General features: G+C 42.6%; 23 protein-coding genes. 1 reads left to right on the top strand and 22 read right to left on the bottom strand.

Annotated features, from left to right (window positions below):
* Nucleotides 1-6: 6 nt before the first annotated feature.
* From B1K52_RS12690 to B1K52_RS12675, 4 genes are all read right to left on the bottom strand, one after another.
* Nucleotides 7-768, bottom strand: coding sequence for a DeoR/GlpR family DNA-binding transcription regulator (locus tag B1K52_RS12690; RefSeq protein WP_077308787.1), 762 nt, complete (start codon nucleotides 766-768; stop codon nucleotides 7-9).
* A gap of 53 nt (nucleotides 769-821) precedes the next feature.
* The gene (locus tag B1K52_RS18305) at nucleotides 822-2,501 is read right to left on the bottom strand and encodes an L-rhamnose isomerase (protein ID WP_306278152.1); all 1,680 of its coding nucleotides are present in this window, start codon (nucleotides 2,499-2,501) and stop codon (nucleotides 822-824) included.
* A gap of 296 nt (nucleotides 2,502-2,797) precedes the next feature.
* A complete protein-coding gene (locus B1K52_RS12680; RefSeq protein ID WP_077308783.1) occupies nucleotides 2,798-3,730 on the bottom strand; it encodes a DMT family transporter in 933 nt (310 codons plus the stop codon).
* Between the two features lie 327 nt (nucleotides 3,731-4,057).
* Nucleotides 4,058-4,348 (bottom strand): MDR/zinc-dependent alcohol dehydrogenase-like family protein, encoded by a 291-nt coding sequence (locus tag B1K52_RS12675; RefSeq protein ID WP_077308781.1) that lies wholly within the window; start codon nucleotides 4,346-4,348, stop codon nucleotides 4,058-4,060.
* Between the two features lie 469 nt (nucleotides 4,349-4,817).
* Here B1K52_RS12675 and B1K52_RS12670 point away from each other — a divergent pair, with 469 nt between their 5' ends.
* Nucleotides 4,818-5,456 (top strand): DUF1349 domain-containing protein, encoded by a 639-nt coding sequence (locus B1K52_RS12670; protein WP_077308779.1) that lies wholly within the window; start codon nucleotides 4,818-4,820, stop codon nucleotides 5,454-5,456.
* Nucleotides 5,457-5,742: 286 nt separating this feature from the next.
* On the opposite strand, the gene B1K52_RS12665 is transcribed toward B1K52_RS12670, so the two are convergent.
* The 18 genes from B1K52_RS12665 to B1K52_RS12580 all read right to left on the bottom strand — a co-directional run.
* Nucleotides 5,743-6,138, bottom strand: coding sequence for a hypothetical protein (locus B1K52_RS12665; RefSeq protein ID WP_077308777.1), 396 nt, complete (start codon nucleotides 6,136-6,138; stop codon nucleotides 5,743-5,745).
* Nucleotides 6,139-6,698: 560 nt separating this feature from the next.
* Entirely contained in the window at nucleotides 6,699-7,487 is a 789-nt protein-coding gene (gene spo0A / locus B1K52_RS12660; RefSeq protein WP_077308775.1) for a sporulation transcription factor Spo0A, read from the bottom strand.
* 241 nt (nucleotides 7,488-7,728) lie between these two features.
* Nucleotides 7,729-8,994, bottom strand: coding sequence for a SpoIVB peptidase (gene spoIVB, locus B1K52_RS12655; protein WP_077308773.1), 1,266 nt, complete (start codon nucleotides 8,992-8,994; stop codon nucleotides 7,729-7,731).
* A gap of 155 nt (nucleotides 8,995-9,149) precedes the next feature.
* The gene (gene recN / locus B1K52_RS12650) at nucleotides 9,150-10,874 is read right to left on the bottom strand and encodes a DNA repair protein RecN (RefSeq protein WP_077308771.1); all 1,725 of its coding nucleotides are present in this window, start codon (nucleotides 10,872-10,874) and stop codon (nucleotides 9,150-9,152) included.
* Between the two features lie 24 nt (nucleotides 10,875-10,898).
* Nucleotides 10,899-11,348 carry a transcriptional regulator AhrC/ArgR gene (gene ahrC, locus B1K52_RS12645; RefSeq protein ID WP_077308769.1) on the bottom strand — a complete coding sequence of 150 codons (450 nt, stop codon included), beginning with the start codon at nucleotides 11,346-11,348 and terminating at the stop codon, nucleotides 10,899-10,901.
* On the bottom strand, nucleotides 11,341-12,201 hold the full coding sequence (locus B1K52_RS12640; protein WP_077308767.1) for a TlyA family RNA methyltransferase: 861 nt from the start codon (nucleotides 12,199-12,201) through the stop codon (nucleotides 11,341-11,343). Before B1K52_RS12640 ends, ahrC begins: the two co-directional genes overlap by 8 nt.
* A 4-nt stretch (nucleotides 12,202-12,205) precedes the next feature.
* On the bottom strand, nucleotides 12,206-14,101 hold the full coding sequence (dxs, locus tag B1K52_RS12635) for a 1-deoxy-D-xylulose-5-phosphate synthase (RefSeq protein ID WP_077310594.1): 1,896 nt from the start codon (nucleotides 14,099-14,101) through the stop codon (nucleotides 12,206-12,208).
* A 292-nt stretch (nucleotides 14,102-14,393) separates the two neighbouring features.
* Nucleotides 14,394-15,281: a polyprenyl synthetase family protein gene (locus B1K52_RS12630; protein WP_077308765.1), complete on the bottom strand. Its 888-nt coding sequence runs from the start codon at nucleotides 15,279-15,281 to the stop codon at nucleotides 14,394-14,396.
* Nucleotides 15,282-15,515, bottom strand: coding sequence for an exodeoxyribonuclease VII small subunit (locus B1K52_RS12625; RefSeq protein WP_077308763.1), 234 nt, complete (start codon nucleotides 15,513-15,515; stop codon nucleotides 15,282-15,284). It abuts the gene before it with no gap.
* The gene (gene xseA, locus B1K52_RS12620) at nucleotides 15,508-16,854 is read right to left on the bottom strand and encodes an exodeoxyribonuclease VII large subunit (protein WP_077308761.1); all 1,347 of its coding nucleotides are present in this window, start codon (nucleotides 16,852-16,854) and stop codon (nucleotides 15,508-15,510) included. The genes B1K52_RS12625 and xseA overlap by 8 nt, the downstream gene beginning before the upstream one ends.
* A gap of 12 nt (nucleotides 16,855-16,866) precedes the next feature.
* Nucleotides 16,867-17,727 carry a bifunctional methylenetetrahydrofolate dehydrogenase/methenyltetrahydrofolate cyclohydrolase FolD gene (folD, locus tag B1K52_RS12615; protein ID WP_077308759.1) on the bottom strand — a complete coding sequence of 287 codons (861 nt, stop codon included), beginning with the start codon at nucleotides 17,725-17,727 and terminating at the stop codon, nucleotides 16,867-16,869.
* 16 nt (nucleotides 17,728-17,743) lie between these two features.
* On the bottom strand, nucleotides 17,744-18,127 hold the full coding sequence (nusB, locus tag B1K52_RS12610) for a transcription antitermination factor NusB (RefSeq protein ID WP_077308757.1): 384 nt from the start codon (nucleotides 18,125-18,127) through the stop codon (nucleotides 17,744-17,746).
* Between the two features lie 121 nt (nucleotides 18,128-18,248).
* A complete protein-coding gene (locus tag B1K52_RS12605) occupies nucleotides 18,249-18,638 on the bottom strand; it encodes an Asp23/Gls24 family envelope stress response protein (protein ID WP_077308755.1) in 390 nt (129 codons plus the stop codon).
* Nucleotides 18,639-18,662: 24 nt separating this feature from the next.
* The gene (gene accC / locus B1K52_RS12600; RefSeq protein ID WP_077308753.1) at nucleotides 18,663-20,012 is read right to left on the bottom strand and encodes an acetyl-CoA carboxylase biotin carboxylase subunit; all 1,350 of its coding nucleotides are present in this window, start codon (nucleotides 20,010-20,012) and stop codon (nucleotides 18,663-18,665) included.
* A 14-nt stretch (nucleotides 20,013-20,026) separates the two neighbouring features.
* Nucleotides 20,027-20,503 carry an acetyl-CoA carboxylase biotin carboxyl carrier protein gene (gene accB, locus B1K52_RS12595; protein WP_077308751.1) on the bottom strand — a complete coding sequence of 159 codons (477 nt, stop codon included), beginning with the start codon at nucleotides 20,501-20,503 and terminating at the stop codon, nucleotides 20,027-20,029.
* A 98-nt stretch (nucleotides 20,504-20,601) separates the two neighbouring features.
* The gene (locus tag B1K52_RS12590) at nucleotides 20,602-22,428 is read right to left on the bottom strand and encodes an ABC transporter ATP-binding protein (protein ID WP_077308749.1); all 1,827 of its coding nucleotides are present in this window, start codon (nucleotides 22,426-22,428) and stop codon (nucleotides 20,602-20,604) included.
* Nucleotides 22,422-24,125, bottom strand: coding sequence for an ABC transporter ATP-binding protein (locus tag B1K52_RS12585; protein WP_077308747.1), 1,704 nt, complete (start codon nucleotides 24,123-24,125; stop codon nucleotides 22,422-22,424). Before B1K52_RS12585 ends, B1K52_RS12590 begins: the two co-directional genes overlap by 7 nt.
* A 220-nt stretch (nucleotides 24,126-24,345) precedes the next feature.
* Nucleotides 24,346-24,647 (bottom strand): SpoIIIAH-like family protein (locus B1K52_RS12580; protein WP_179106546.1); only part of this gene is annotated, 302 nt, incomplete at its 5' end.

Below are 24,647 nucleotides of genomic sequence, written 5' to 3'. Positions count from 1 at the left end.
AATTGATTAGTTCACAGCTTGGAACTCTATATTCTGTTTTTCCAAATACGTTTTTGTACCAACATCTATGCCTGTATCAGTGTATACCTTCTGTATTCGATTTAGCTCGGTGATGGTTGCAAACGCACGCTTACCGAATTTACTAGAATCAGCAAGCAAAATAGTTTGACCGGCTATGTCGATCATTTGTTTCTTGATAATCGCTTGTTGTTCATTGGAGTCACTCAAACCATGCTCCACATGCACGCTTTTACAAGAAAGGAAGGTTTTATCGACATAATACGTTGTCAACGATCTTTCTGCCAGCGGGCCGACGAATGATAACGATTTAGCCAGCAGCTGACCGCCGAGTGAAATAACACGAATTTGGTCCTTTGTACTGCAGGCAATTGCAACCTTAATACTATTGGTGATAATGGTTAGCGGCATATTTGGCAATTCCTTGGCCATGTACCACGCTGTCGTACTGGCATCAAGAATAATACGTTCACCAGCGTGGATCTCTGCAACAGCAGCCTTCGCGATTGCCTGTTTCGCATCCATGTGCATGACTTCCCGCGCTTCGTGCGCAATCTCGGATGCACCTTCTTCGATACGGACTGCTCCACCGTGACTACGATGAAGCAGCTGTTCCTTCTCCAGCTTTTCCAAGTCGCGCCGGATAGTTTCTTCGGTCACATGAAAGAGCGCACTCAGCTCGGACACTCGAACACTGGCCCGTTCGTTTACAACATCCACAATCTTCCTTTGTCTTTCTGCAACTAACATACCTTTTCCTGCCTTTGCCACGTTTTGATTATAGTGTAGCATAATCTTCCGTGTTACCGGCGTGCCAATTCGCTTCTTTCGTACTCTTGAACATGCTGCAGCCAAGCAGTGCCGCGCGGAACTTTCATCTCTTGGCAGAAATAATCCCAGATGGCACCAAATGGATAACTCTTCAATTCTTCCATTAACATCAATCTTTCTGTGAACTGGCCTTTTTCTTGATAGTCTTTCAGCTCTGCATGCGGTGTTAATAATGCATAAAGAAGCGCTTTCTGCATATTGCGGGTACCGATTACCCAAGCTGCTACTCGGTTGATACTGGCATCAAAGAAATCAAAACCAATTCGGATTGTATCTAATGCATCATTGCGGACAAGCTCGTTTGCAATTTCTTTTAGCTCGTCATCAAACGTGACAACATGATCACTATCCCAGCGTACGGGGCGGGATACGTGCAGTGCAATTTTGTCTGTAAAAACTTGCATGCCGCTAATTTTATTCGACACCATTTCTGTCGGGTGATAATGACCTGTGTCCATGAGCAAATATTTGCCTCGTGTCAAAGCGTAACCCATGTAAAATTCATGTGAGCCCACTACATAAGACTCGGAACCAATTCCAAAAAGCTTGCTTTCCAAAGCATCTATATTGTACTTTTCATCAATTTCCACTGCGAATACTTGATCAAGCGAATTCTTCAGCCTTTTTCGCGGCGTTAATCGGTCACTTGGAACGTCTTTATAACCATCCGGAATCCAAATATTCGTCAGACTTNAAAACGCCTGTGCTCCAAATCCCGCAGCAATACCCCATAAAACTACGAATGTAAATAACTCGAACATTCCCATGCCACCAAAAGTAAGTACGAGCCATGCAGCAATCCCCATACCTGCACCTATTCCATATAGCAATTTCCGATTTACACGGTCACCAAGCTTTATAAAGACGAAGTAAGTTGCTGCAACTGTTAGTGTCCATAGGAAACCTTGCAGTAAATTCGCCTGCGATGCAGATAAACCGCCCACTGTCTCGTAAATATACGGCATAAAATAACCCATTACACCTGCTACAAGATTCCAAAAAACATAAATACCAACAAGCAGCGTAATTGCCTTGATATTCGCTTTTATGGTGAATAGTTGCTTCCACGATACATCTTGCGTTTCCGTAACTTTACGGCTTTTTTCTTTTTCTTCTGTCCAAATTTTCGATTCACCGATTTGCTGCTGCATAATCCATGTAATTAAAGCGACAACAAAGAGCAATGCAAAAATAATTCGGCTGCCAAGCAGACCTAGTGGAGCTAGCATTACTGATAAAAATAAAGTAATCGCCGGTCCAATTGACCAAGCCAGCTGCCCCCAGCCTACTCGAGCGGCTCTTTCTCCTTTTGGTGCTTCTTCCGCAATATAAGTCCATGCAGCTGGGATAGCTGCCCCTACAGCAATTCCGGTAACCACATAACCTACTAAAAGCATTGGGAAATTAAATGAAAATGTAATTAGCAGAATTCCGAGCATGTACACGAGCAAATCATATTTATAAATGAACTTCCTCCCAAACTTGTCCACTAAAATACCGCCCAGAAAAGCACCAATCGCTGAACCAAAACCATTGGCACTTAATGCACCAAGCAAACCTAACTTCGCATCATTTAAATTCAAATACTCCATCCACAAAGTCAGACCACCAGCACCCGCTACAATCGAACCTGCTTCCAGATAGTTAGACATCGCTACTGTGATGGTGGCCTTTAAACTCCCCTGCTTTTCCGACATTGTTCATCCTCCTCTGCGTTGATTCAACATAAAGCGCTTTCATTTTCGCTTTATGTTTTGGATTATACACCATTTTATTTTATTTGTGTTGATTTATATTCATTTATTTTTGTTTAGTAGCTAGTTGATTTTTATATATTGTTCGCTCTAGTTAACATAATTATAATATGGTAAACAAATAGGCTTGCATTATCTACATGATAATGCAAGCCTATTTATAACTTTATACCGGACGCATTTCGCCCAACAAATTAAAACAACCTTATCAAAATAACGCCACCTAAAATCAGTACCAAACCCACAATCTGAATCCAATCAATTTGCATCTTAGGCGAGTTAATTAAACCAAAACGCTGAATCAGCAAGCTTCCTGCTATCTGACCGAATAAAACTAAGATAACAGTTTGACCGGTTCCTATCTGTCCGACCAAATAAACGTTAACTAAAACGTATACCGCACCTATTAGTCCGCCGATCCACACGATCCAAGGGGCTTTTTGTTTAATAGGCATTTTTACTCCTGCAAAAGAACGCTCTTTCGCAGCAACTACTATGATCAAGGTTACTGCTCCTACAAAGAAGGAAATAAAAGCCGCTTGAACAGATGAATGCAGCACTACTCCGAGTTGGCCGTTAATTGCTACTTGCGTAGATGCCAGCATCCCTGAAATTACACCCACAAGACGCCAAACCCATTGCATAAGGTTATGGTTATTTTTGACTTCTTTTCGTAATCTTACTTCCTGAATGGCAATTGCAAGGAATACGCCGACTAACACGAAAGCAATTCCAAATACTCGATTAACATCAAACGGAACTTTTATAGAAGAAAACCATCCAAAGTTATCTATCAGCATTCCCATAATAATCTGTCCGAGAATAGGCATGATGGCTGTTTGGACACTGCCAAGCTTCGGAAATAACAATATGTTAACCGTAAGAAAGATAACACCAAGCATTCCCCCCAGCCAAATCCAGATTGGCTGATTTGAGATGATATCCCATGAAATTCCAAGTGGTGCACTAGAAACCAATGTAGTAACAAATAAGAAAACAGTCCCTATTGTAAAAGAAATCATTGAAGCTAAATAAGGGGAAATAACAAACTTTCGCAGCTGTGAATTTACAGCTGTTTGAAATGACAAACCTGAACCAATTAATACTCCTAATAACGCAGCAATCATAAACGATAACTCCTTACTATTATTATCATTTTTTCCGTATATTGATAAAGTTACGGAGGCGATAGTGCGTTGTACCATATATCGTTCGTATGTATCTTCCTCTCTAGCCAGTTGTGCTTACTCTTTACCCTTTGTTTGCTGTATCTATTTCCATTTAGGATAAAAACACCTCTCTTTATCGGCGATCGATAAACAGAAGCGTTAACACCTTTACTTTTACTATTATGTCAGAAATAAATCCGTTTGTCGGTTTATTTTAAATCTTTATGCTATTTTTCGCACTATGTGGGCATAACGCTTGCGCCAAAACAATCTGCTTTTTATTCTCTAGTGTAAATCATCCTCATTCAATGCAGAGATTTGTACAATTACTTTCCGACCGATATGCCCTTGCTTGAAATAGGTAAAGGCTGCTTGAATAGCTTCCAGAAAAAAATGGCGGTTCATTGCTGGTTTTAAGCTGCCGGCTTCTGCTATTTCTTTTAATAAAATAAGATCTTCTTGTTTTGGTTTATGTAAGAAGCTGCTGAACCTCTTCCTGCTCATCATTGACATCCATGGACCAAAAAGCAAAACACGTGATAGCCGAGCCTCCGAACCTCCTACATGAACGAATATTCCTCCCGGTCTTAATGCCTGTTTGCCCCAGCTTTATGTTGCCTTTATCACGTAAGACTTGTAATGCCGTCACTCCAGCCATTGGTAATGCGGCTGCTTCTCCGAAAAGATAAGTTAACAGGCTTTAAAGCAAGTGCATGTTCAGGAACAGCCGCATATTGTGAGAAAGCTCCCCACCCACTTCCCGATAAATTTCTAACCGCCCTCTCAAGTTCAGTGCGCAAGTTATACCTTATTTAAGGGATACATTTTTACCTTTGCCGCCTCGAATATGCAGCCATACGAAAAGCGACTTAATTTTCTCATAAAATTTTAGGTGCTCATTACTTGCAGTTTAGTTTTTTATATCAAATTATTTAGAATGAAGTCTGTTACCTATAGTAACTAATAAAAGAAGTATATATCCCTATTCTTAGTGTGTGGCAGAAAAAGTATAATGGGGACATATACAGAAATTGGAGGGATTTAGGTGACAAAACAAGTTCTGTTAGATGAACGATTTGTAAATGAAAAATTGAATAACTTACTGCAATGGCGTTTTGAGCCTCATCATTGGTTTATTGATAAACAGACTTCTCAATTAATACTAAAAACCGATCCCAAAACTGATTTCTGGCAAAAAACGCATTATGGCTTTGAAAATGACAATGGGCATTTTCTCTATATGAAAACAGACAAAAACTTTCGAATGACTACAAAGGTGAAAGCTTTGCCAAATTCAAAGTATGACCATGCGGGATTGATGATACGCTATTCAAAAGATATCTGGGTTAAAACTTCTTTAGAATATATAACAAGTAATTTAAGCAAATTGGGTGTTGTGGTTACAAATCAAGGCTACTCGGATTGGTCAACACAATATGTAAAAGATAAAGATATCGAGCTATACTTTCGGATATCCAGAATTGCTCAGAATTGCTATATTGACTTTTCCTGGGATGGCGAAGAATGGATGCAAATGCGCATCGCTCATTTGGATATTCCCGATAATGCTTCCATTTCAGCCGGATTGTTTGCATGCAGTCCTCAAGGAAAGAATCAATCTGTGCACTTTGATTATCTTACGATAGCTGAACTTTCTTCTGATCCAAATGAAGCATACCTATAATCAACTTACATCGCGCTGCCAGAGGGCAGCTTTTTTCGCTTTCTGCAGTTATTGTATATATTTATTGTAAGAGACGAGAACTCTTTTCCAAATCAACCAATAGAAATGCGATATGCTAATAGAACACATTTTACCGCATGCTGTCCGAGAGAGACTCCAACAATATCGTACATATTAATCGATTCCGTTTCAATCATGTCTCCCCTCTCTTATTGATTACATCCAGTTAAGCTCATCTATTCCCGAGAAGCGCTTTATTATTCTAGTTATACTAGCTCATAAGGACTTAAAATTCTAAATCAAAGGGCAATCGGTTATTAAACGTTACAACAACCATTGGTTTTCCTTCGGCTATGTCGTAACTAACATCGATGTATCTTGTATCTCCAAAATACGATTCTATATACTTTTCAACTTTAGTTGTGATGTCACTTTCCACATGTTTTTTATCATAAAATACCGTAAAGCGCTCATTTGAATCCACATTTATCACTGTATCGCCTTGTTCAAAATAACCATAATATTTAAAGTCAGTGAACGATGAAATAATTTGTATCTCATAATTCAAGTCTGGATAGCTGTTGGCTAAATATTGGTGTGTTTGGCTAATTGCTTCTTTTTGCTCTTTTTCGTTAAAGATTGCCTTTATTTTAAAAGCTGCAGCTATTAACAGAAAAATCACAATGATTCCACCGAGTATGTATGTTAACCGTTTGAGGCCTTTTTTTCATAAGTTTGGAATGTGATCCAGTATTCCCCTCGCTATCCCTATACCTTCGCACGACTTTTCTTTACAAATAAAGATAATTGAAATATGCATTGATGTTGCGTTGATAGTTACAAGTGTCACTTCACTAACTTTCTTAGCCAACAGTACATTCATACGATACCATGCCTCGCAGAAAGGTCGTTAGAAAAGCTGAATATCCTTCCTAAATTTCCCGATAAACAAATTACTCTTCATGTAGTCCCTTTTGCTTTAGCTGGCTTATCAACGTCATGGCAACTGGTTAAAAATCTAATTGTAACTACCCATCAGTTTCTCAGACACACCATAGATATACTACTCCAACATGATACATACTATCTCATTATGTTCATAACAAAAAACGTCCCCTTCATCGGATAGCTCCGATAAACTAGGACGTTTATACATTTCCGAATATAAATTTATACATTTCCGGCAGGAGTTTATCGCTTTATTCGTGCAAACTGTCCGTTAGAAACCGCATAAGACCGGGCTTAAGACGCACGATGCTCAAGCCGCAGACGGTCTGCTACCATTGCGATAAACTCCGAATTTGTTGGTTTTGCTTTTGAAACACTGACAGTATATCCGAAAAGGGAGGAGATGGAATCCATGTTACCGCGGTTCCAGGCTACTTCAATTGCATGACGAATTGCCCTTTCCACACGGGAAGCAGTTGTGTTATATGTTTTAGCAATATCCGGATACAACACTTTGGTGATGGATCCGAGCAGGTCGATATCGTTGTAGACCATCGTGATTGCCTCACGCAAATACATATAGCCTTTAATATGAGCAGGTACGCCGATTTCATGAATAATGTTCGTAATGCTTGCTTCCAAATTCGGTTTCTTGTGTTTTTTCTCTCTTGTAACACGAATTGGGTTAGAGGATTCGTAGCTGCTGCCGTGTCCGCTGACTTGGCGAATTTGAGCTGCCAAGTTTTCCAAGTCGAACGGTTTAAGTATGAAGTAAGCAGCACCAAGGTCGACTGCTTTTTTGGTTACTTCTTCTTGGCCAAAAGCTGTCAGCATAATCACATGCGGCATTGGAGCCGACGTTCTTTCTCTTAATGTGCGAAGAACCGCCAAACCATCGACATGCGGCATAATGATATCGAGTACGACAACGTCCGGCTGGATATCTTCCAGCATATCTAAACAATCTTTTCCATTATAAGCTGTACCAACTACCTCTATATCCGATTGGTCTTCAAAGTATTCCTCCATAAGCTGCACAAGCTCTCGATTGTCATCGACCAAAACTGCTTTTATCTTTTCCATTACCTGCTTCCTCCCTTAATATCCCTTATGATTCCACGTTACAGTTTCGACATATCAAGGTCAATTCCTGCCAAATTGAAAAAAACCTCGCTTTTATTTCCATTGCATGAATTTTTCCCCACTATTCGACAGCATGTGACGCGTAATCTTCCGAACAGATGTTTCTTGTCTTTCCATTATAACGTATGACTTGAAAAAGAAAAAGACACTCCCATTCGTTATCGAATAGGAAATGTCTTTTTTAGCTAGCTTTTTTATCTGATTTGTAAATGTCGATGCCTGCTTCCTGCAGCATCCATTCAATATGCACACCATAGCCAGAGGTTGAGTCATTTACAAAAACATGTGTTACTGCACCAATTAATTTACCATCTTGAATGATCGGACTTCCGCTCATTCCCTGTACGATGCCGCCTGTCTTAGCGAGCAGCCTTTTATCTGTCACTTTAATGATCATTCCTTTAGTTGCTGGATGATCTTGCGGAACACTGTTAACGATTTCTACATCAAATTCTTCAATTTTTTCTCCTTCTAAGACAGTTCGGATAACAGCTGGCCCTTTCTTTACTTCGTCGCTTAATGCGATTGGCAGTGCTTCAGTCTCTTCTGTTTGACGCATATCACTTTCTAATTTGCCAAAAATACCAAAGGGACTGTTTTTTGTGATGGTTCCAATATGATTGCGGTTCATGCTGAATTCGGCGAGCTTCTCGCCTGGTTGTCCATTGTTTCCTTTTTGAATACTTGTAACATTAGAGCGGACAATAGTACCATCATGAATTTCAATTGGTTTTTGTGTATCCATATCTGAAATAACATGCCCTAACGCTCCATAGTTTTTGGATACAGGATCATAAAACGTCATCGTTCCGATTCCAGCTGCAGAATCTCGGATGTAAAGACCCATTCGATATTGCTTGTCTTTAGCATCTAGTGCTGGATTCAATTTTGTTGTCATTGTTTCGTTGCCGCGTTTTACTTTAATACGAACGGACTTACCATCTTTTCCTGCTTGCTCAATCAGCGGTGCCACTTCTTCCATTTTGCGTATTTCCTGATCATTAATCTCTAACAACACATCTCCTGTGTAAATAGCTGCCTCTTCTCCTGGCGATACGGTCGTGTCAGGAGTACGAACTTGATGATGCCCGACAACAAGTACACCTAATGTGTGAAGCTTTACGCCAACAGAATGGCCGCCTGGAACAATCCGAAGGTCAGGAAGTACATCAACGGAAACTTTTTTGACTGGTATACTGCCTACCGTGTAAATAAGTTCTTGCTTGTCAGAAGATTGTCCGCGAAAGGCTTCTTGATCAATTGCTTTTACAGCTTCGCCATCCCCAAATGCAGGAAGCACATCGGCTGAATCGTTATTTGAAAACAACGTCATTGTGTTCGGTATACTCAAAAATGACTGTACTGGTGCTGTCAACGGCGCTGCCACTAATACTGCCAGCAGACAGAGACCAATGGCGATGCGTAAAGCTGCTATCTTTTTCTTCATTTTCTCATCTCCTAGAAGTCCAACCCCACAGCAGTTCATACTTTATATGTACTTCTAGTTTGAGTTTCACAAGCGCTTTTTAAACCCAGAAAACATCAGAAATAACGGCTATCTTTTCCTTTGTAAAAGCAAAATCCTGCCCTATTTGGGCAGGATTAGGAATGTTTGAATTGACCGGCAAGCGTAATCAATTCTTTTGCATGTTCTTTTGTTTTTTCAGTCAATACCGTTCCCGTCATCATTCTGCTGATTTCCTCGACAGCCGCGTCTTGTACAAGTTCTGTTACAGATGTACGCGTACTATTATTTTCTACATGTTTTTCAATCAGCAGATGAGAATCAGCCATAGAAGCTACTTGCGGCAAATGCGTAATACAAAGCACTTGTGAACCAACAGAAATGCCGTATATTTTCTCTCCAATTGCTTGTGCAACCCTTCCGCTAACACCAGTGTCTACTTCATCAAAAATGACACTTGTTACACCTTGGTGGCGAGAGAAAATTCGCTTCAGTGCAAGCATGATCCGCGATAACTCTCCGCCCGAGGCGACTTTGTGCAGTTCTTTTAGAGGCTCGCCAGGGTTAGTGGATATGTGGAAGACAATAGAGTCAAAACCATCCGCCGTCAATTGAACAGGTTTTCCGTCTATTTCCGGATCACCAGCTGAGCCTGATTTCATTTTTACATCTACATGGAAACGAGCTTTTTCGAGATACAGATCCTTTAATTCTTCATGAATCGCTTCTGTTAATTGTGAAGCCGCTTGCACACGTAAGTCATGCAGCTGTTTTGCCTCAAGCATAGCATCCTCACTCATCTCGGTAATTTGCTGCTCCAACTGATGTACATGTGAATCACGATTTTGAATTTGGTCAATTTCTTCTTCAATACGAGATGCGTATTCTAAAATTTCTTCAACGGAAGATCCGTATTTCTTCTTCAATCGGTTAATTTCATTCAATCGCATTTCAATCTCGTTCAATCGCTCCGGGTCGTAAGATAAACTGTCGAGCTGACTGCTCAGCTGGAATGTTAGGTCCTCGAGCATATAATACTGCTCACTGACTGACTGATGATGCTTTTGAATCTCTTCATCAAAGGCGCTTGCTGATTCTAAGCTTGCCAAAGCATGTCCTACCCAATCTAATCCCTTTTGTTCGCCGTAGAGTGCATTATACGCATCGTGGAGTGATTGATAAATGCGTTCATAATTCATCAGTTTTGTCCGCTCTTCGGTAAGTTGATCGTCTTCACCAGGCTGAAGCGCAGCCTCTTTCAATTCATTATATTGAAACTGAAGCAAGTCTTGACGCTGTGCCATTTCCTGTTCATTTGTGTTCCATTCTTTAAAACGTTTTTTCAATTTTTGAAGTTCTTTGAATTGAAGCAAATACGCTTCCTTCGCCTTACCAATTGCCTCAGCATTGTATAAGTCAAGCAGTTCGATATGTCTGTCAGCGTCCATCAGTGACTGTGTCTCATGCTGCGTATGAATATCGATCAATGATTTACCAAATTCACGTAAAATCGCCAACGTTACAAGCTTGCCATTTACACGACAAATACTTTTACCGCTCGCAGTCATGGTTCTTTCCAGCACGACCATCCCATCATCAATGTCGACACCAAATTGTGCGCCTACTGCATAAATGGGATGGTTTTCGGAATCTATAATGAAAAGACCTTCCAGTTCGGCTTTTTTCTGACCGTGACGAATGAACTCAACTGAACCTCTGCCGCCGCTTAGCAACTGGACGGCATCAATGACAATAGACTTACCTGCTCCGGTTTCCCCGGTCAGTACCGTAAGTCCTTCCTTGAAATGAATCCGGATGTGGTCAATAATCGCAAAATCCTTAATGGAAAGCTCTGTAAGCATCGTATCCCCTCATTTCACTTCCGATTACAACATGGCCAGCAGTTTATCTTTTACGAATTCCGTATCAGCTTCCGTACGACAGATAATTAAGATGGTATCATCACCGCTGATTGTGCCAAGAATCTCTTCCCAATCAAGATTATCCAATAATACAGCAAGCGCGTTACCGTTACCAGGAAGCGTTTTTAATACGATAAAATGGCTTGTCGTATCAATACTGACAAATGCGTCCATAATAAGCCGCTTTAATTTTTCCAACGGATTAAAGCGGTTGTCAGCTGGGAGACTGTATTTGTAGGCGCCCTCAAATGTTGGTACCTTAACGAGATGTAATTCTTTAATATCTCGGGAAACAGTAGCTTGCGTTACGTTGAATCCCAAATCTTTTAATTGATCAACTAAATCATCTTGTGTTTCAATATCTTGATTCGTAATTAATTCACGAATTTTTATATGCCGTTGAATTTTACTCATTGTCTTCCTCCATCGTTTCTTCAGATGCGCCTTTCCTTGCGGATAATTGCTGATGCGCATCATCGACGACTGCTTTGATTGCATGTGAGTCAGGGTAATGACTAACAGCATCCTTGTTATGCCATGCCAAATGGACAAGAAATTCGATATTCCCGTCTCCTCCAGTTATTGGCGAAAAGGTTAAATCTTTATACTGAAATCCGAGCGATTCACTGAATTTCAGTGTATCTTCCAATACATCCATATGGACGTTGCGATCCCGCACAATTCCTTTTCGGCCTACTTGGTCGCGTCCTGCCTCAAACTGCGGTTTAATTAAGGCCACGATGTCACTTTCAGTAGCAAGAATTTCTTTTAAAGCAGGCAAAATCAATCGCAACGAAATAAATGATACATCTATCGAAGCAAAATTCGGAAGTCCTTCTGTCAGCATGTCAGGCGTGACATAACGAAAGTTCGTCCGTTCCATTACCACTACTCGCGGATCATTCCGGAGTTTCCAATCAAGCTGGTTGTATCCGACATCAATTGCATAACTGCGCGCAGCTCCTCGCTGCAAAGCACAATCTGTGAATCCGCCCGTAGAAGACCCAATGTCGACCATTGTCCGACCTTCCACATTAATGCCGAAATAATCTAATGCTTTTTCCAGCTTCAACCCGCCTCGGCCAACGTAAGGAATAACTTTTCCTTTAACAGTCAGCTCCGCCGTATCGTCCACTTTCACGCCAGGTTTATCAAGGCGAACTTGACCGGAATAAACGAGTCCGGCCATAATTGTTCGTTTTGCTTTTTCTCTTGTTTCAATAAGTCCCCTTTCAACGAGGAGTACATCCAATCTCACTTTTGCCATTCACTCAAGCCCTTTGCTGTTCATTAAATCGTATCATTTGACGCACTTTATCCGATACGCCTTCTTTTGTCAGACCAATTTCCGCCATTTGTTCTGGTACGCTGCCATGCTCTACAAAATAGTCTGGTACTCCCATTCTTCTCACAGAAGCAGCATTATAACCGTTCTCTTCGGCAAATTCCATGACCCCGCTGCCGAACCCGCCTTTTAAAACAGCTTCTTCAATCGTTAAAACAGGTAAGCCAGATGCGAAAATTTCATGCAGCATTGCTTCATCCATCGGTTTAATAAACCGTGCATTTACAACACGTACAGAAATATTATCTTCAGCTAGTGAAGCTCTCGCTTCCTGTGCGAGCGGAATAGTTGTTCCGAAAGTTAAGATGACTGCATCTGTTCCTTCTTGCAGCACTTCCCAGCTTCCAATCGGCAAGTTATGCGTTTCTTCGTCCATCTTCACTCCAAGACCATTGCCTCTAGGGTAACGCAATGCAATCGGTCCATCTTCATAACTAAGTGCGGTATGCACCATATGCTGCGCTTCATTTTCGTCTTTCGGCATCATAATGGTAAAGTTCGGCATCGCACGAAGGAAGGAAATATCAAATACACCTTGATGCGTTTCTCCATCTGCTCCTACAAAGCCAGCTCGGTCAATTCCTACAAATACATTGAGATTTTGTCTGGCGATATCGTGCAGCAGTTGGTCATATGCCCGCTGCAGGAAAGTGGAGTAAATGGCCAAGAAAGGTTTAACACCTTGAGTAGCCATTCCAGCTGCCATCGTTGTTGCGTGCTGCTCCGCAATTCCGACATCAAATAAACGATCCGGTATTTCACGCTTAAAGTTGTCTAGCTTAGATCCTAGGATCATTGCTGGCGTGATGACTGCAATTCGCTTATCTGTTCGTGCTTTTTCCAATACAGCATCGCTAATGATTTTACTCCATGCTGGAGCTGCTCCGCCGCTTGTAATTTTCTCACCGGATTCAATTTTGTAAGGCCCTACACCATGCCAATTGTCGGTTTTGTCCAATTCAGCTGGCTGATAACCCTTCCCTTTTTGGGTCACAACATGAATAATTTTCGGACCATTGGTTTTCTTCGCGTAGTTGATTGTTTCTTCTAAGTCTCGCAAATCATGCCCGTCAACTGGTCCAAAATAAGTAAAGCCGAGTTCCTCGAAGAACATGCCAGGAACCATAAAGTATTTCATGCTGTCCTTCATCCGTTCCGCGGCAGTTGCTAGTTTGCCGCCAACCGCCGGAATTCGCTTGAGCAATGCTTCCATTTCGTCTTTTGCTCGATTATATTTACCTGCACTGCGCATTCTGCCAAGCACGTGATGCAGCGCACCAACATTATTCGCTATCGACATTTCATTATCGTTCAAAATAACGGTGATGTTCTTTTTCTCATCGCCGATATTGTTTAATGCTTCAAGTGCCATACCACCTGTCAAGGCGCCGTCCCCAATAACCGGTACTACGTCATACTTTTCATTCATCATATCGCGAGCGACAGCCATTCCCATTGCAGCGGAAAGCGAAGTGGAACTGTGACCAGTTTCCCAAACATCGTGTTCACTCTCTATTCGTTTCGGAAAACCGCACATTCCTTTATATTGGCGAAGCGTATCAAAGTCAGCCGTTCTGCCTGTCAAAATCTTATGGATATATGCTTGATGTCCTACATCCCAGATAAATTTATCTTGCGGGCTGTTGTATGCTTTATGCAATGCGAGCGTAAGTTCCACTACTCCAAGGTTCGCTCCGAGATGCCCTCCTGTAGTAGACAGCTTTTCAATCAAGAACTTCCGAATAGAAGCTGCAAGATCCTTAAGCTCCTCATTCGACATTTCCTTTAAAAACGCCGGATTTTTAATTGCTGTTAAATCCATATTACCTTCCCCTTTTGTCACCGGCCAGATCAGCCTTGACAGCATAATATAAATAGGTGCATTTCCCTCGCCGAACGAAGAAATCATTCCTGTAGGTCTATACCCGGTATCTATCTTCCCTACTTCAATTTCAGACAATTTCTGCACTTTTTGCGGTACGGGAGCTTTATCAAAAAGAAGCCGCTAGCACATGTGTGATAACGGCGTTTTCTATGTTCGTTCGTATCAGTTTTGTCCTATATTCCTAGTAGAAATATATCACAGTATACTAGTGGCTTACAATCAATAACAGTCAGCTCGTCCTTTTGCTAAGGTAAACAGTCAGCTCCTGCAGTCTGGAAGTCTCGATGTTTGCTTCCAGCAGACATTGATTGGCAAGATTGACGTATTTGTCCATCTGCGCCTTCGCACCATCCAGTCCAAGCAGTTTTGGGTAGGTGCTTTTTTTGTTTCCTTCATCACTGCCGACAGGCTTGCCGATAACGGCAGCATCGCCTGTCACATCCAAAATATCATCTTGCACTTGGAATATAAGGCCGATATACTTGCCAAACTTTTTCATAAGCTCTAATGTTTCATGTCCAGCACCAGCACAATATGCTCCGGCTACAATTGCATATGTTAATAACTTGCCCGTTTTTAGATTATGTATTTGCTCTAATTCCTGCAATGTGCTTTCTTTGTCTTCCGCTTCCATGTCCAGTGTCTGACCAGCAATCATGCCCGCAGAACCAGCTGCTTCTGACAAATAAGTCATTAGGTAAACCTTCTCTTCAGGTTGCAATTCCTTTGCTTGACCAATAACAGAGAAACTTCTTGTTAGCAATGCATCACCTGCAAGAATGGCTGTCGCCTCGCCGAATTTTTTATGATTGGTCAGCTGTCCGCGGCGATAATCATCATTATCCATTGCAGGCAAATCGTCATGAATTAATGAATAAGTGTGGACCATTTCTAAAGCAGCAGCAACAGGAAGCGCCTTTTCACCTTGCCCGCCAAAAGACTCGTACGCTGCCTGCATTAAGATTGGGCGCAGACGTTTGCCGCCAGCACGCATGCTGTAAAGTACGGACGCAGCAAGCGACGACGGAAGCATTGCGTCATTTTCGAGTAATTCCAGGACATAGCTATTAACACGCTGCTGTTCTGTTGTAAGGTAATCCTGCAACGATTCAACCACTTATTCTTCCTCCTGTACCGTGAAAGGCTCCGTTTCGCCGCTGTTGTTCACGATTTCAACCATCTGCTTTTCTACTTGCTCCAGCTTATCACCGCATATTTTGGATAATTTCATGCCTTCCTGGTAGAAACCGATTGCTTGCTCGAGCGGAACATCTCCTTGCTCCAGCTTGCCTACAATTTCCTCTAGTTGTTCCATCGCTTCTTCAAAGCTCTGTTTTTTCTCCTCAGCCATTTGTATCCTCCTTTACATCCTTGACGATACAATCTATCGTGCCATCAGCAAGATGGATTTGCACATCATCACCTGTCGTAACCTGCTCTACACTTTTTAAGAGCGTATCCTGCTTATAGGAAATACTATACCCACGTTTCATTGTCTCAAGCGGGTTTAACAAAGAAAGCTTATTCAGCTGATGAACAAACTTCTGCTGTTCCTGCTGATGCTGTTTTTCCATTGCTTGGTGCAGTCGATGCTCAAGGGAATCCAGCTGCTGTTTATACCTTTCAGCCTGTCTGCCCGGATGTACGAGGCTGAGTCGATTTGCCAAAGTAGTAAAACGCTGCTTCCCAGCTGATACAGCTGCCAGTCCTGATCTGCTTAAGCGATCAGACAGCTTATCAAGTTCAATTTCCTTCTGTCTGAGCATTTGTTCTGGATAACGGAAAGCATACGATGCCTTTAGCTTTGCCAATCTGTTTGCTTCCTGTCTATAGGATTGCCGCACTACATATTGCATTCTGTTTGCCAGCTGCGTTAAGCGATGCAGCAGCTCCTCACGAGCCGGTACTGCCATTTCAGCTGCACCAGTCGGTGTTGCTGCGCGAACATCGGCGACGAAATCACTGATTGTGAAATCTGTCTCATGGCCTACGGCTGAAATGATTGGAGTGCTGACTTTATGTATGGCACGTGCTACGCTTTCTTCATTAAAGCTCCAAAGTTCTTCAATCGAACCGCCGCCTCTGCCTATAATCAGGACGTCAAAGTTATGATTCTCTGCGTATGATAGAGCTTGTACAAGAGAAGGCGCTGACCGCTCCCCCTGCACAGCAACTGGCAGCACCGTCACTTTCACTATCGGATAGCGCCGTCTGATTGTGGTTAAAATATCTCGAACCGCCGCACCTGTTGGAGAAGTAATAACCCCAATATGCTCCGGATAGGCTGGGAGCAGCTTTTTATGTACAGCAGAAAACAAGCCTTCTTTATCAAGCTTTTCTTTCAGCTGCTCATATGCTTGATACAATGCCCCTACACCGTCAGGTTCCATATGCTGAATATACAGCTGATATTGTCCTTGCGGTTCATACAGCCCTATTTCAGCGCGGATTAACACCGTCATACCGTTTTCTGGCGTGAATTTGAGTCCTTTATTTTGGCCAGCAAACATAACAGACTGAATTCGAGCTCCATCGTCTTTTAAAGTCATATACATATGCCCACGACTGTGATGCTTAAAGTTGGATATCTCAGCACGCAGCCAAATGTCCTTTAAATGCTTGTCCGTTTCCAGCTTCCGCTTCATATAGCGGGTAAGTGCGGTTACGGACAAATAACGGTCGTCACTCATACTTTGGGCTCCTTACACGACTGCAGCTGCTTGGCGTCTTGCCGCTTTAATTGTGTTATGCATCAGCATTGTAATCGTCATTGGGCCAACACCGCCAGGTACAGGTGTAATAATAGATGCTACTTCCTTGGCATTTTCAAAGTCGACATCTCCCGTCAGCTTTCCTGCTGCATTACGATTGACGCCCACATCAATAACAATAGCACCTTCCTGGATGTCTTCCGCTTTGATCATATGCTCACGGCCGACAGCGACAATAAGTATATCTGCCTGCTTGGTAAAGTGTCTAAGATCAGGTGTACGAGAGTGCGTATGAATAACAGTTGCATGTTCATTCAAGAGCAGCTGGCCAATTGGCTTGCCGACAATATTACTGCGTCCAACAATGACAGCTGTTTTTCCAGCAATTTCGACATCCTTCGATTTTAGCATCTGTATGATACCGTACGGCGTACATGGATAGTATGTATCTTCCCCTAACATCATCTTTCCAACATTCGCCGGGTGAAAACCATCCACATCTTTTTCAGGATCAATGCTGTCAATAACTGCTTGCTCGTCAATATGTGCCGGAAGCGGCAGCTGGACAAGGATACCATTCACCTTCACATCAAGATTTAAGCGCTCGATAAGATCCAATAACTCTGTCTGTGTCGTTGAGCTCGGCAGTTCAATTAGATCAGAACTAATACCGATTTCTTCTGATGCTTTCTCTTTTCCTCTTACGTAAGATTTGGAGGCAGGATCGTCTCCAACTAAAACCACGGTTAAATGAGGCAGAATATCTTGTTCTCTTAATGCTGCCGCGTCTTGTTTTAATTCTTTCCGAATCGTTGCTGCAAGTTCTTTTCCATAGATTAATTCTGCTGTCATTATGTATCCGCTCCCTTTAGCTTTTAATAATTCTGGATAGTACACCATTGACGAATTTTCCGGACTTTTCATCGCCGAATAAATTCGTAACTTCAATTGCTTCGTTGATGACGACACCTTGCGGGACATCTTCATGATGCATTAGCTCATACACGGCAATTCGCAAAGATGTCTTTTCGACACTTGCAAGCCGATCGAATGACCAGTTCTGCAAATGTTCGCCAATTTTCGTGTCGATTGCTGTTTGATGCTCAATTACACCATTAATTAAATTTGTCAGGAAAGCATCTTTTAACGGCTCTCCCATCACATTTTCCACTGCCTCATCTGGCTGAATATCATTCATGTCCATCTGAAAAAGGACTTGAAAGGCAGTTTCACGTGCCATACGTCGTTTCATAATCTATCTCCTTTTAACTCATCTCATCAAATCATAACATGACACATATCTTAAAATCTATCCTTGAACAAAAGAAAAGACCTAAGCATAGCCAGCTAAGGTCTTTTCCAGCGATTTCAGTCTATTCGACAGTGTCCGCCTTTTGTTCAAGTTGTATACCTACAATATGGACGTTGATCTCTTTCGTCGCAAGCGATGTCATTGTCTCCAATGCTTGTCGGATATGCTGCTGGATCTTTTTAGCGACTTCAGGCATTTTACTGTCAGCACTCACGGCGACATAGACATCGATTAGCACGCCTTGTTCTGTGAGCTCAACTTTGATTCCTTTGCCATGTGTCTTTCGGCCGAGCTTCTCTGCCACACCTGTGGCAAATCCTCCGCGCATGGAACTAACACCCTTCACTTCACTCGCCGCAATACTTGCAATCACCTCGACAACTGCGGGTGAAAGCATGACATTTCCAAGCTGACCCTTATGTCCGATTGATACGAAAGAATGTTCTTGCAAAGATCTCACATCCTTTAGGTTTTATTATTCTATAATCGTATAGTTCTCAAGGAAATTCGTGTTGAAGTCGCCTTCGACGAAGACAGGGTGCTCCATCATCCGAGAATGGAAAGGAATAGTTGTATGTACACCTTCCACAACAAACTCGCCCAACGCACGTTTCATTCGGGCGACGGCTTCTTCTCTTGTTTTTCCGTAAGTAATTAGTTTTGCAACCATACTGTCATAGAATGGCGGTATAGAGTATCCAGGATACGCTGCACCATCTACACGCACGCCGTAACCGCCTGGTGTAAGATATAGATCAATTTTACCTGGTGAAGGCATGAAATTCTTGAAAGGATTCTCTGCGTTAATACGGCATTCAATTGCCCAGCCTTCAAACGTAATATCTTCTTGCGCATAGCGAAGCGGTTCGTTATTTGCAATGTGGATTTGTTCCTTGATCAAATCCACTCCTGTTACAAGTTCTGTAACTGGATGCTCTACTTGAATACGTGTATTCATTTCCATGAAGTAGAATGTGCGCTCTTTTCGATCAAAGATGAATTCAATCGTACCTGCTCCAGAGTAATCCACAGCAAGGGCAGCTTTCACAGCAGCTTCTCCCATTTTCGCGCGAATATCTTCTGTTACTGCAGGAGATGGTGATTCTTCAATCAGCTTCTGCATACGGCGCTGAATTGTACAGTCACGCTCCCCTAAGTGAATGGCATTCCCGTGATTATCAGCAAGAACTTGAATCTCTACGTGGCGGAAATCTTCTATGTACTTCTCCAAGTAGACTCCGGGATTACCGAAAGCTGTAGCAGCTTCTTGCTGTGTAACACTGATTCCTTTTACAAGTTCTTCTTCTGTACGAGCAATGCGGATACCTTTACCGCCACCGCCTGCTGTTGCTTTAATGATAACAGGATATCCTATTTCTTCAGCAACTTGTTTACCTTCTTCAGCATCTTCTACGATACCATTTGAGCCCGGTACAATTGGCACACCCGCCGCACGCATCGTTTCACGCGCAACATCCTTCGTACCCATCTTGTTGATGGCATATGCACTTGGACCAACGAATGTAATATTACATTCCGCACAAAGCTCAGCGAAATCTGGATTCTCTGCTAAGAAACCATAACCAGGATGGATGGCATCCACGCCAGTCAATGTCGCCACACTGATAATATTTGAAAAGTTCAAGTAACTGTCTTTACTAGGTGCTGGTCCTACACAATAAGCTTCATCCGCCAGCTGTACATGTAATGCTTCTCTATCTGCCTCCGAGAAGATTGCCACGGTCTCAACGCCCATTTCTTTGCAGGCACGAATGATTCGAACAGCAATCTCTCCACGGTTAGCAATCAGTAGTTTCTTTATCAAAACAAGTCAACCCCTTAGTTAGCCTTCACTCTGAACAGAGGTTGTCCATACTCAACAAGCTCTCCATTCTCTACAAGTACTTCAACGATTTCACCGGTTACGTCCGCTGTGATTTCATTGAACAGTTTCATTGCTTCTACGATACAAACAACAGTTTCTTTTTCCACTCGGTCACCGACTTTAATAAAGTCCTCAGAGTCAGGATTCGGTTTGCTGTAGAATGTACCTACCATCAAAGATGTAATTTCGTAATCGTAATTCTTTGCAGCTGCTTCCTGTGCTGGAGCTGCTGGTTGTTCTTGCTGTGCTGGTGCAGCCGGAGCCTGCGGCGCTTGCATTACTTGCTGCGGCGCTTGCTGTGTCACCTGAACAACTTCTTCTTTCAGTTTGCGAAGGGAGACCTTTTCCCCTTCCGTTTCGTAATCGAATTCATCTATGGAAGATTGGTCAATTAATGTAATAAGTTCTTTTAATTCTTCTAATTTAAGCATTTTGGCACTCCTTTACAATGGTTCTTCATGATAAGTCTGCAAGTTAATCACTAACATATTTTACGCAAACGTTTTAAAAAGCGCAACACCTAACGCTTTTAGCTGGAGGAAGGAGGCTGTTCCTTTTGGTTCTGGAGAGCAGCATAAAAACCTTTCTGTTCTAGCAGTTGCGCGTGATTTCCACGCTCTTTAATCTCCCCATCCTCTAGTACAAAAATTGTATCCGCCTGTTCAATCGTATTTAGACGATGGGCGACAACAATACTCGTCCGTCCCTTCATCAAGACTTCCATTGCCTGCTGAATTCGTAATTCAGTAATTGTATCAATACTGGAAGTCGCTTCATCCAGCAATAGAATATCCGGGTCTCTGAGAAGTGCTTTAGCAATGGAAAGCAGCTGACGCTGTCCCTGGCTGAGACCGCCCCCATCCTGACCTACAAGGGTATGATAACCGTCCGGGAGCCGGGAGATAAACCGATGCGCATTCGCCTGCTTGGCAGCCCGCATGACTTCTTCGTCTGTTGCTTCTAATTTACCATAGCGGATATTTTCCATAATTGTTCCCTTAAACAAGAAATCTTGCTGCAGCACTACGCCGATATGATTGCGGTAGCTGTTTAAATCAATTGCAGACAACGCTTTACCATCAATCATTACTTGGCCGTTATCCGGCTGATAGAAACCTGCTATCAGGTTCATAATTGTCGTTTTTCCGGAACCAGTAGGACCGACAAAAGCAGCCATTTCTCCGGGACGAATAGTAAAACTAACATCTTTCAATGCCGGCTCGCCTTCATAAGCAAATGTGACATGATCAAAGCTGATATTTCCTTGCAGCTTGGTTATTGTTTGTTTCGACATGTCTTGATGTTCTTCCTGCTCATCCAAGATACCAAATACGCGCTCTGCTCCCGCAAGTGCCGAAAACAGCGAGTTGAATTGGTTAGCGAGTTCATTTAACGGACGAGTAAACTGCCTGGAATATTCCAAGAATATGACAATTGTTCCTACTGTTATGCCAGCTTGGCCGTATCCAATCAGAAGTGCACCGATACCGGCAATGACGGCGAAACTGATGTTATTCAGCATGTTCATCCACTTTGGTATAAAGCCAGAAAATGTTTGCGCCCAAAACCCTGCCTGCTGGAGGTTTTCTGTTTTCTGTTTGAAATTATCAATCACTTGCTGTTCCTGCGCATATGCCTTTATAACTGCCTGTCCTGATAAACTTTCCTCTGCATACCCATTCACACTGCTAACCGCCTGCTGTTGGGCGCGGAAGGCATGTCGCGTTCTGTTCGTAATCCATCTAATTCCAACAAACATAATTGGCACTACTAATAATGTCACAATCGTTAAAATCGGGCTAAGGATGAGCATAACTGTTAGGATACCAATAAACGTAATCACACTGGACACAATTTGCACCATCGAGGTATTGAGTGTTGTTGATATATTATCTACATCATTGGTCATTCGACTCATTAATTCGCCATGCTGCCTTTTATCAAAGAAAACTAGTTTCAGCTTCTGCAAATGTTTAAATAAATCCTTTCGTATAGAGAAAACGGCTGTCTGGGAAATCGTAATCATCCAATAACCTTGCAGGAAAGTCAGGACTGCCACCGCTGTATAAATGACCAGCAGCCACCCTAACTGCTGCAAAAGATAACCAACCGTATAATTTCCGCTCACAAATTGATCGACAATATGCCCAAGAATGACCGGGCCGACTAGTGTCAGTACAGAGCTTACGAGAATCATGCATAGTGTGGCTATAAGCAGCCTTTTTTCCATCAGCATATAACGCCAAATCCGAAGAAGCGTCTCTTTCGGATTCTCTACTTTTGCTCTTTGTTTTTGCTTACTTTCCATATAAGTTGGTCGCTTATACCGAAATGCAGCTAATATGTTTTTCATGATGACGCCTCCCTTTGCTGCTGAGAAGCTTGAATAGCACGAAACAGTGCAGATTGTTCCATCAGTTCATCTGCAGTACCGAACGCGGTCATTTTTCCGTCTTCCACGAGCAGAATGCGGTCACACTGCATCGCAGTGCTCAGTTTCTGCGTGACAAGTACTGTTGTACAGTTATACTGTTCCAGTGCCTGAAGTAATTTGCGCTCCGTTTCCAAATCGAGTGCACTCGTACTGTCATCCAGCAACAACAGCGACGGCTGCATGACAAGCGCTCTGGCAATTGTCAATCGCTGTTTCTGCCCGCCAGAAAGATTGATGCCATTCTGACCGAGCCTCGTATCCAGCTTGTCCGGCAATTTCTCAATCGTTTCATAAAGCTGCGCATTTTTAGCGGCAGAAATGATTGCTTCATCACTGGCACTCCCGATACCCCAAGCGATATTCTCCCGGATAGTTCCGGAAAAGAGCTGTACATCTTGTGACACAAAGCCGATTTGCTTACGCAGATTCCTCATATCCTCACTTTGTACCTGCTTTCCGTCTGCCAGCACCTGTCCCTGATCTGGTTCAAACAAACTAATAAGCAAATGCAGCAGTGTGGACTTTCCAGAACCGGTTTCGCCGAGTATGGCAACGCGCTCACCTGCACGGATATGAAGTGTAAAATCCTCAATAATCGGCAGTTTTCCATTCGGGTACGTGTAGGTCACATGATCAAGTGCTATTTCACCTCGGAAAGGCGGCTTTTCTATAGCGGCTTCTTCTTGTGACTGTAGTGTTAGAACCTCGCTTATACGGGAAGTGGAAGCCTTTGCTCTCGCATAAAACGTAATCAGCATACCGACGACGCTTAAAGCACCAGTAATACGTGTGGCATAGTTCACAACAGCAACAATATCCCCAACGTCCGTCTGCTGGCGAATACCGCCAATATATAATATGGCTAGTATGGCTACATTCATCACCAAAGTCAGCAGCGGCACGGACAATTGCGTATAACGAAACGCTCGAAGCATATTCTGCCGCAGCTGATTACTAGCAGCTTCAAACCGTTTTTGCTCATGTTCTTCCCGTACAAAAATTCGAATAAGCCGCAGCCCTACTAAGTTTTCACGCATCACGTGATTAACCTGGTCTACGCCTCGCTGGACAATTCCAAAATAGCGGATACTTTTTTTCATGATAAAACGGAGGAAAATGAGCAGAATTGGAATAGCAACCAGTAAAATGAGCGCAATACGAGCATTCACAATAAAAGCCATAATCGTTCCGCCAACAATCAGAAATGGTGCTCTGATCATAAACCGGAAGAACATAACCAGTGTAAGCTGTATTTGATTAACGTCATTCGTCAGTCTCGTTAAAAGCGTACTTGTACCGAAGCGCTGTGTTTCCTGCAGCTCCGCTTGCTGCACTTTCTTATACATCTCATCGCGCAAGTTTTTGCCAAAACTTTGACCCAGATGGTCGGCCAAGAATATATTCACAATCCCAGCTCCAAAGCCAATAATAGCAATTGCTACCATCCCCAGACCAAGCTCGATGACAAGCTGATTATCTCCAGCAGTAATTCCGTCATCGATAAGCAGCTGTAGTAAAAACGGCTGCAATAGCTCAACAGACAGCTCGATGAGAATAAAAAACAACGATATGATTATAAGGAGCCAATAAGGTTTAAGATAACTAAAAACTGTCTTCACTGCGTTTCCTTCTCCCTGCTTATGTATAACCTGCTGCTATTTATACCCTAGCATACCACCACTTCAAACAAAATCGAACTAAACAGACTCTTGAAGGGGATACGTTCTTATGTCTAACATGCAACAAAAAAACCCGAACTTATGCAGATTCTTGTTAAAGAATCACATCAGCATTCGGGTCTTCTGCAACTGAATCTAATTCATCCCAGCCTTTTCTCGCTTACTTTTGCGGAATATACTTCACGTCCACTTGCGCGCCGCTAAATTCATCGGCTGCCATTTGCATGATGCTGTTGGCTTCCTGTGCAGAAAGTTTGTCAGCTTTTACTGTGATCTGTACGTGATCTTCTTGTGCTCGAACTAAAACTTCCTCAAATCCTTTTTCAGCTACAATCGACTCTTCCAAAATAGATTCTTTTGATGCGAATTGTTCCATGAGCTCAATCTGGCTGACTGCTTCATTCTTTTCTTCTGTACTAGTGGAGGAGCTGGCTACGATTTCTTCGAGTCTTGTTTTTGCTT

The organism is Terribacillus halophilus (assembly GCF_900162685.1).
Lineage (GTDB): Bacteria > Bacillota > Bacilli > Bacillales > Amphibacillaceae > Terribacillus > Terribacillus halophilus_A.
Note: the sequence above shows the minus strand (reverse complement) of the source record. Positions and strands in the feature narration are given on the sequence as shown.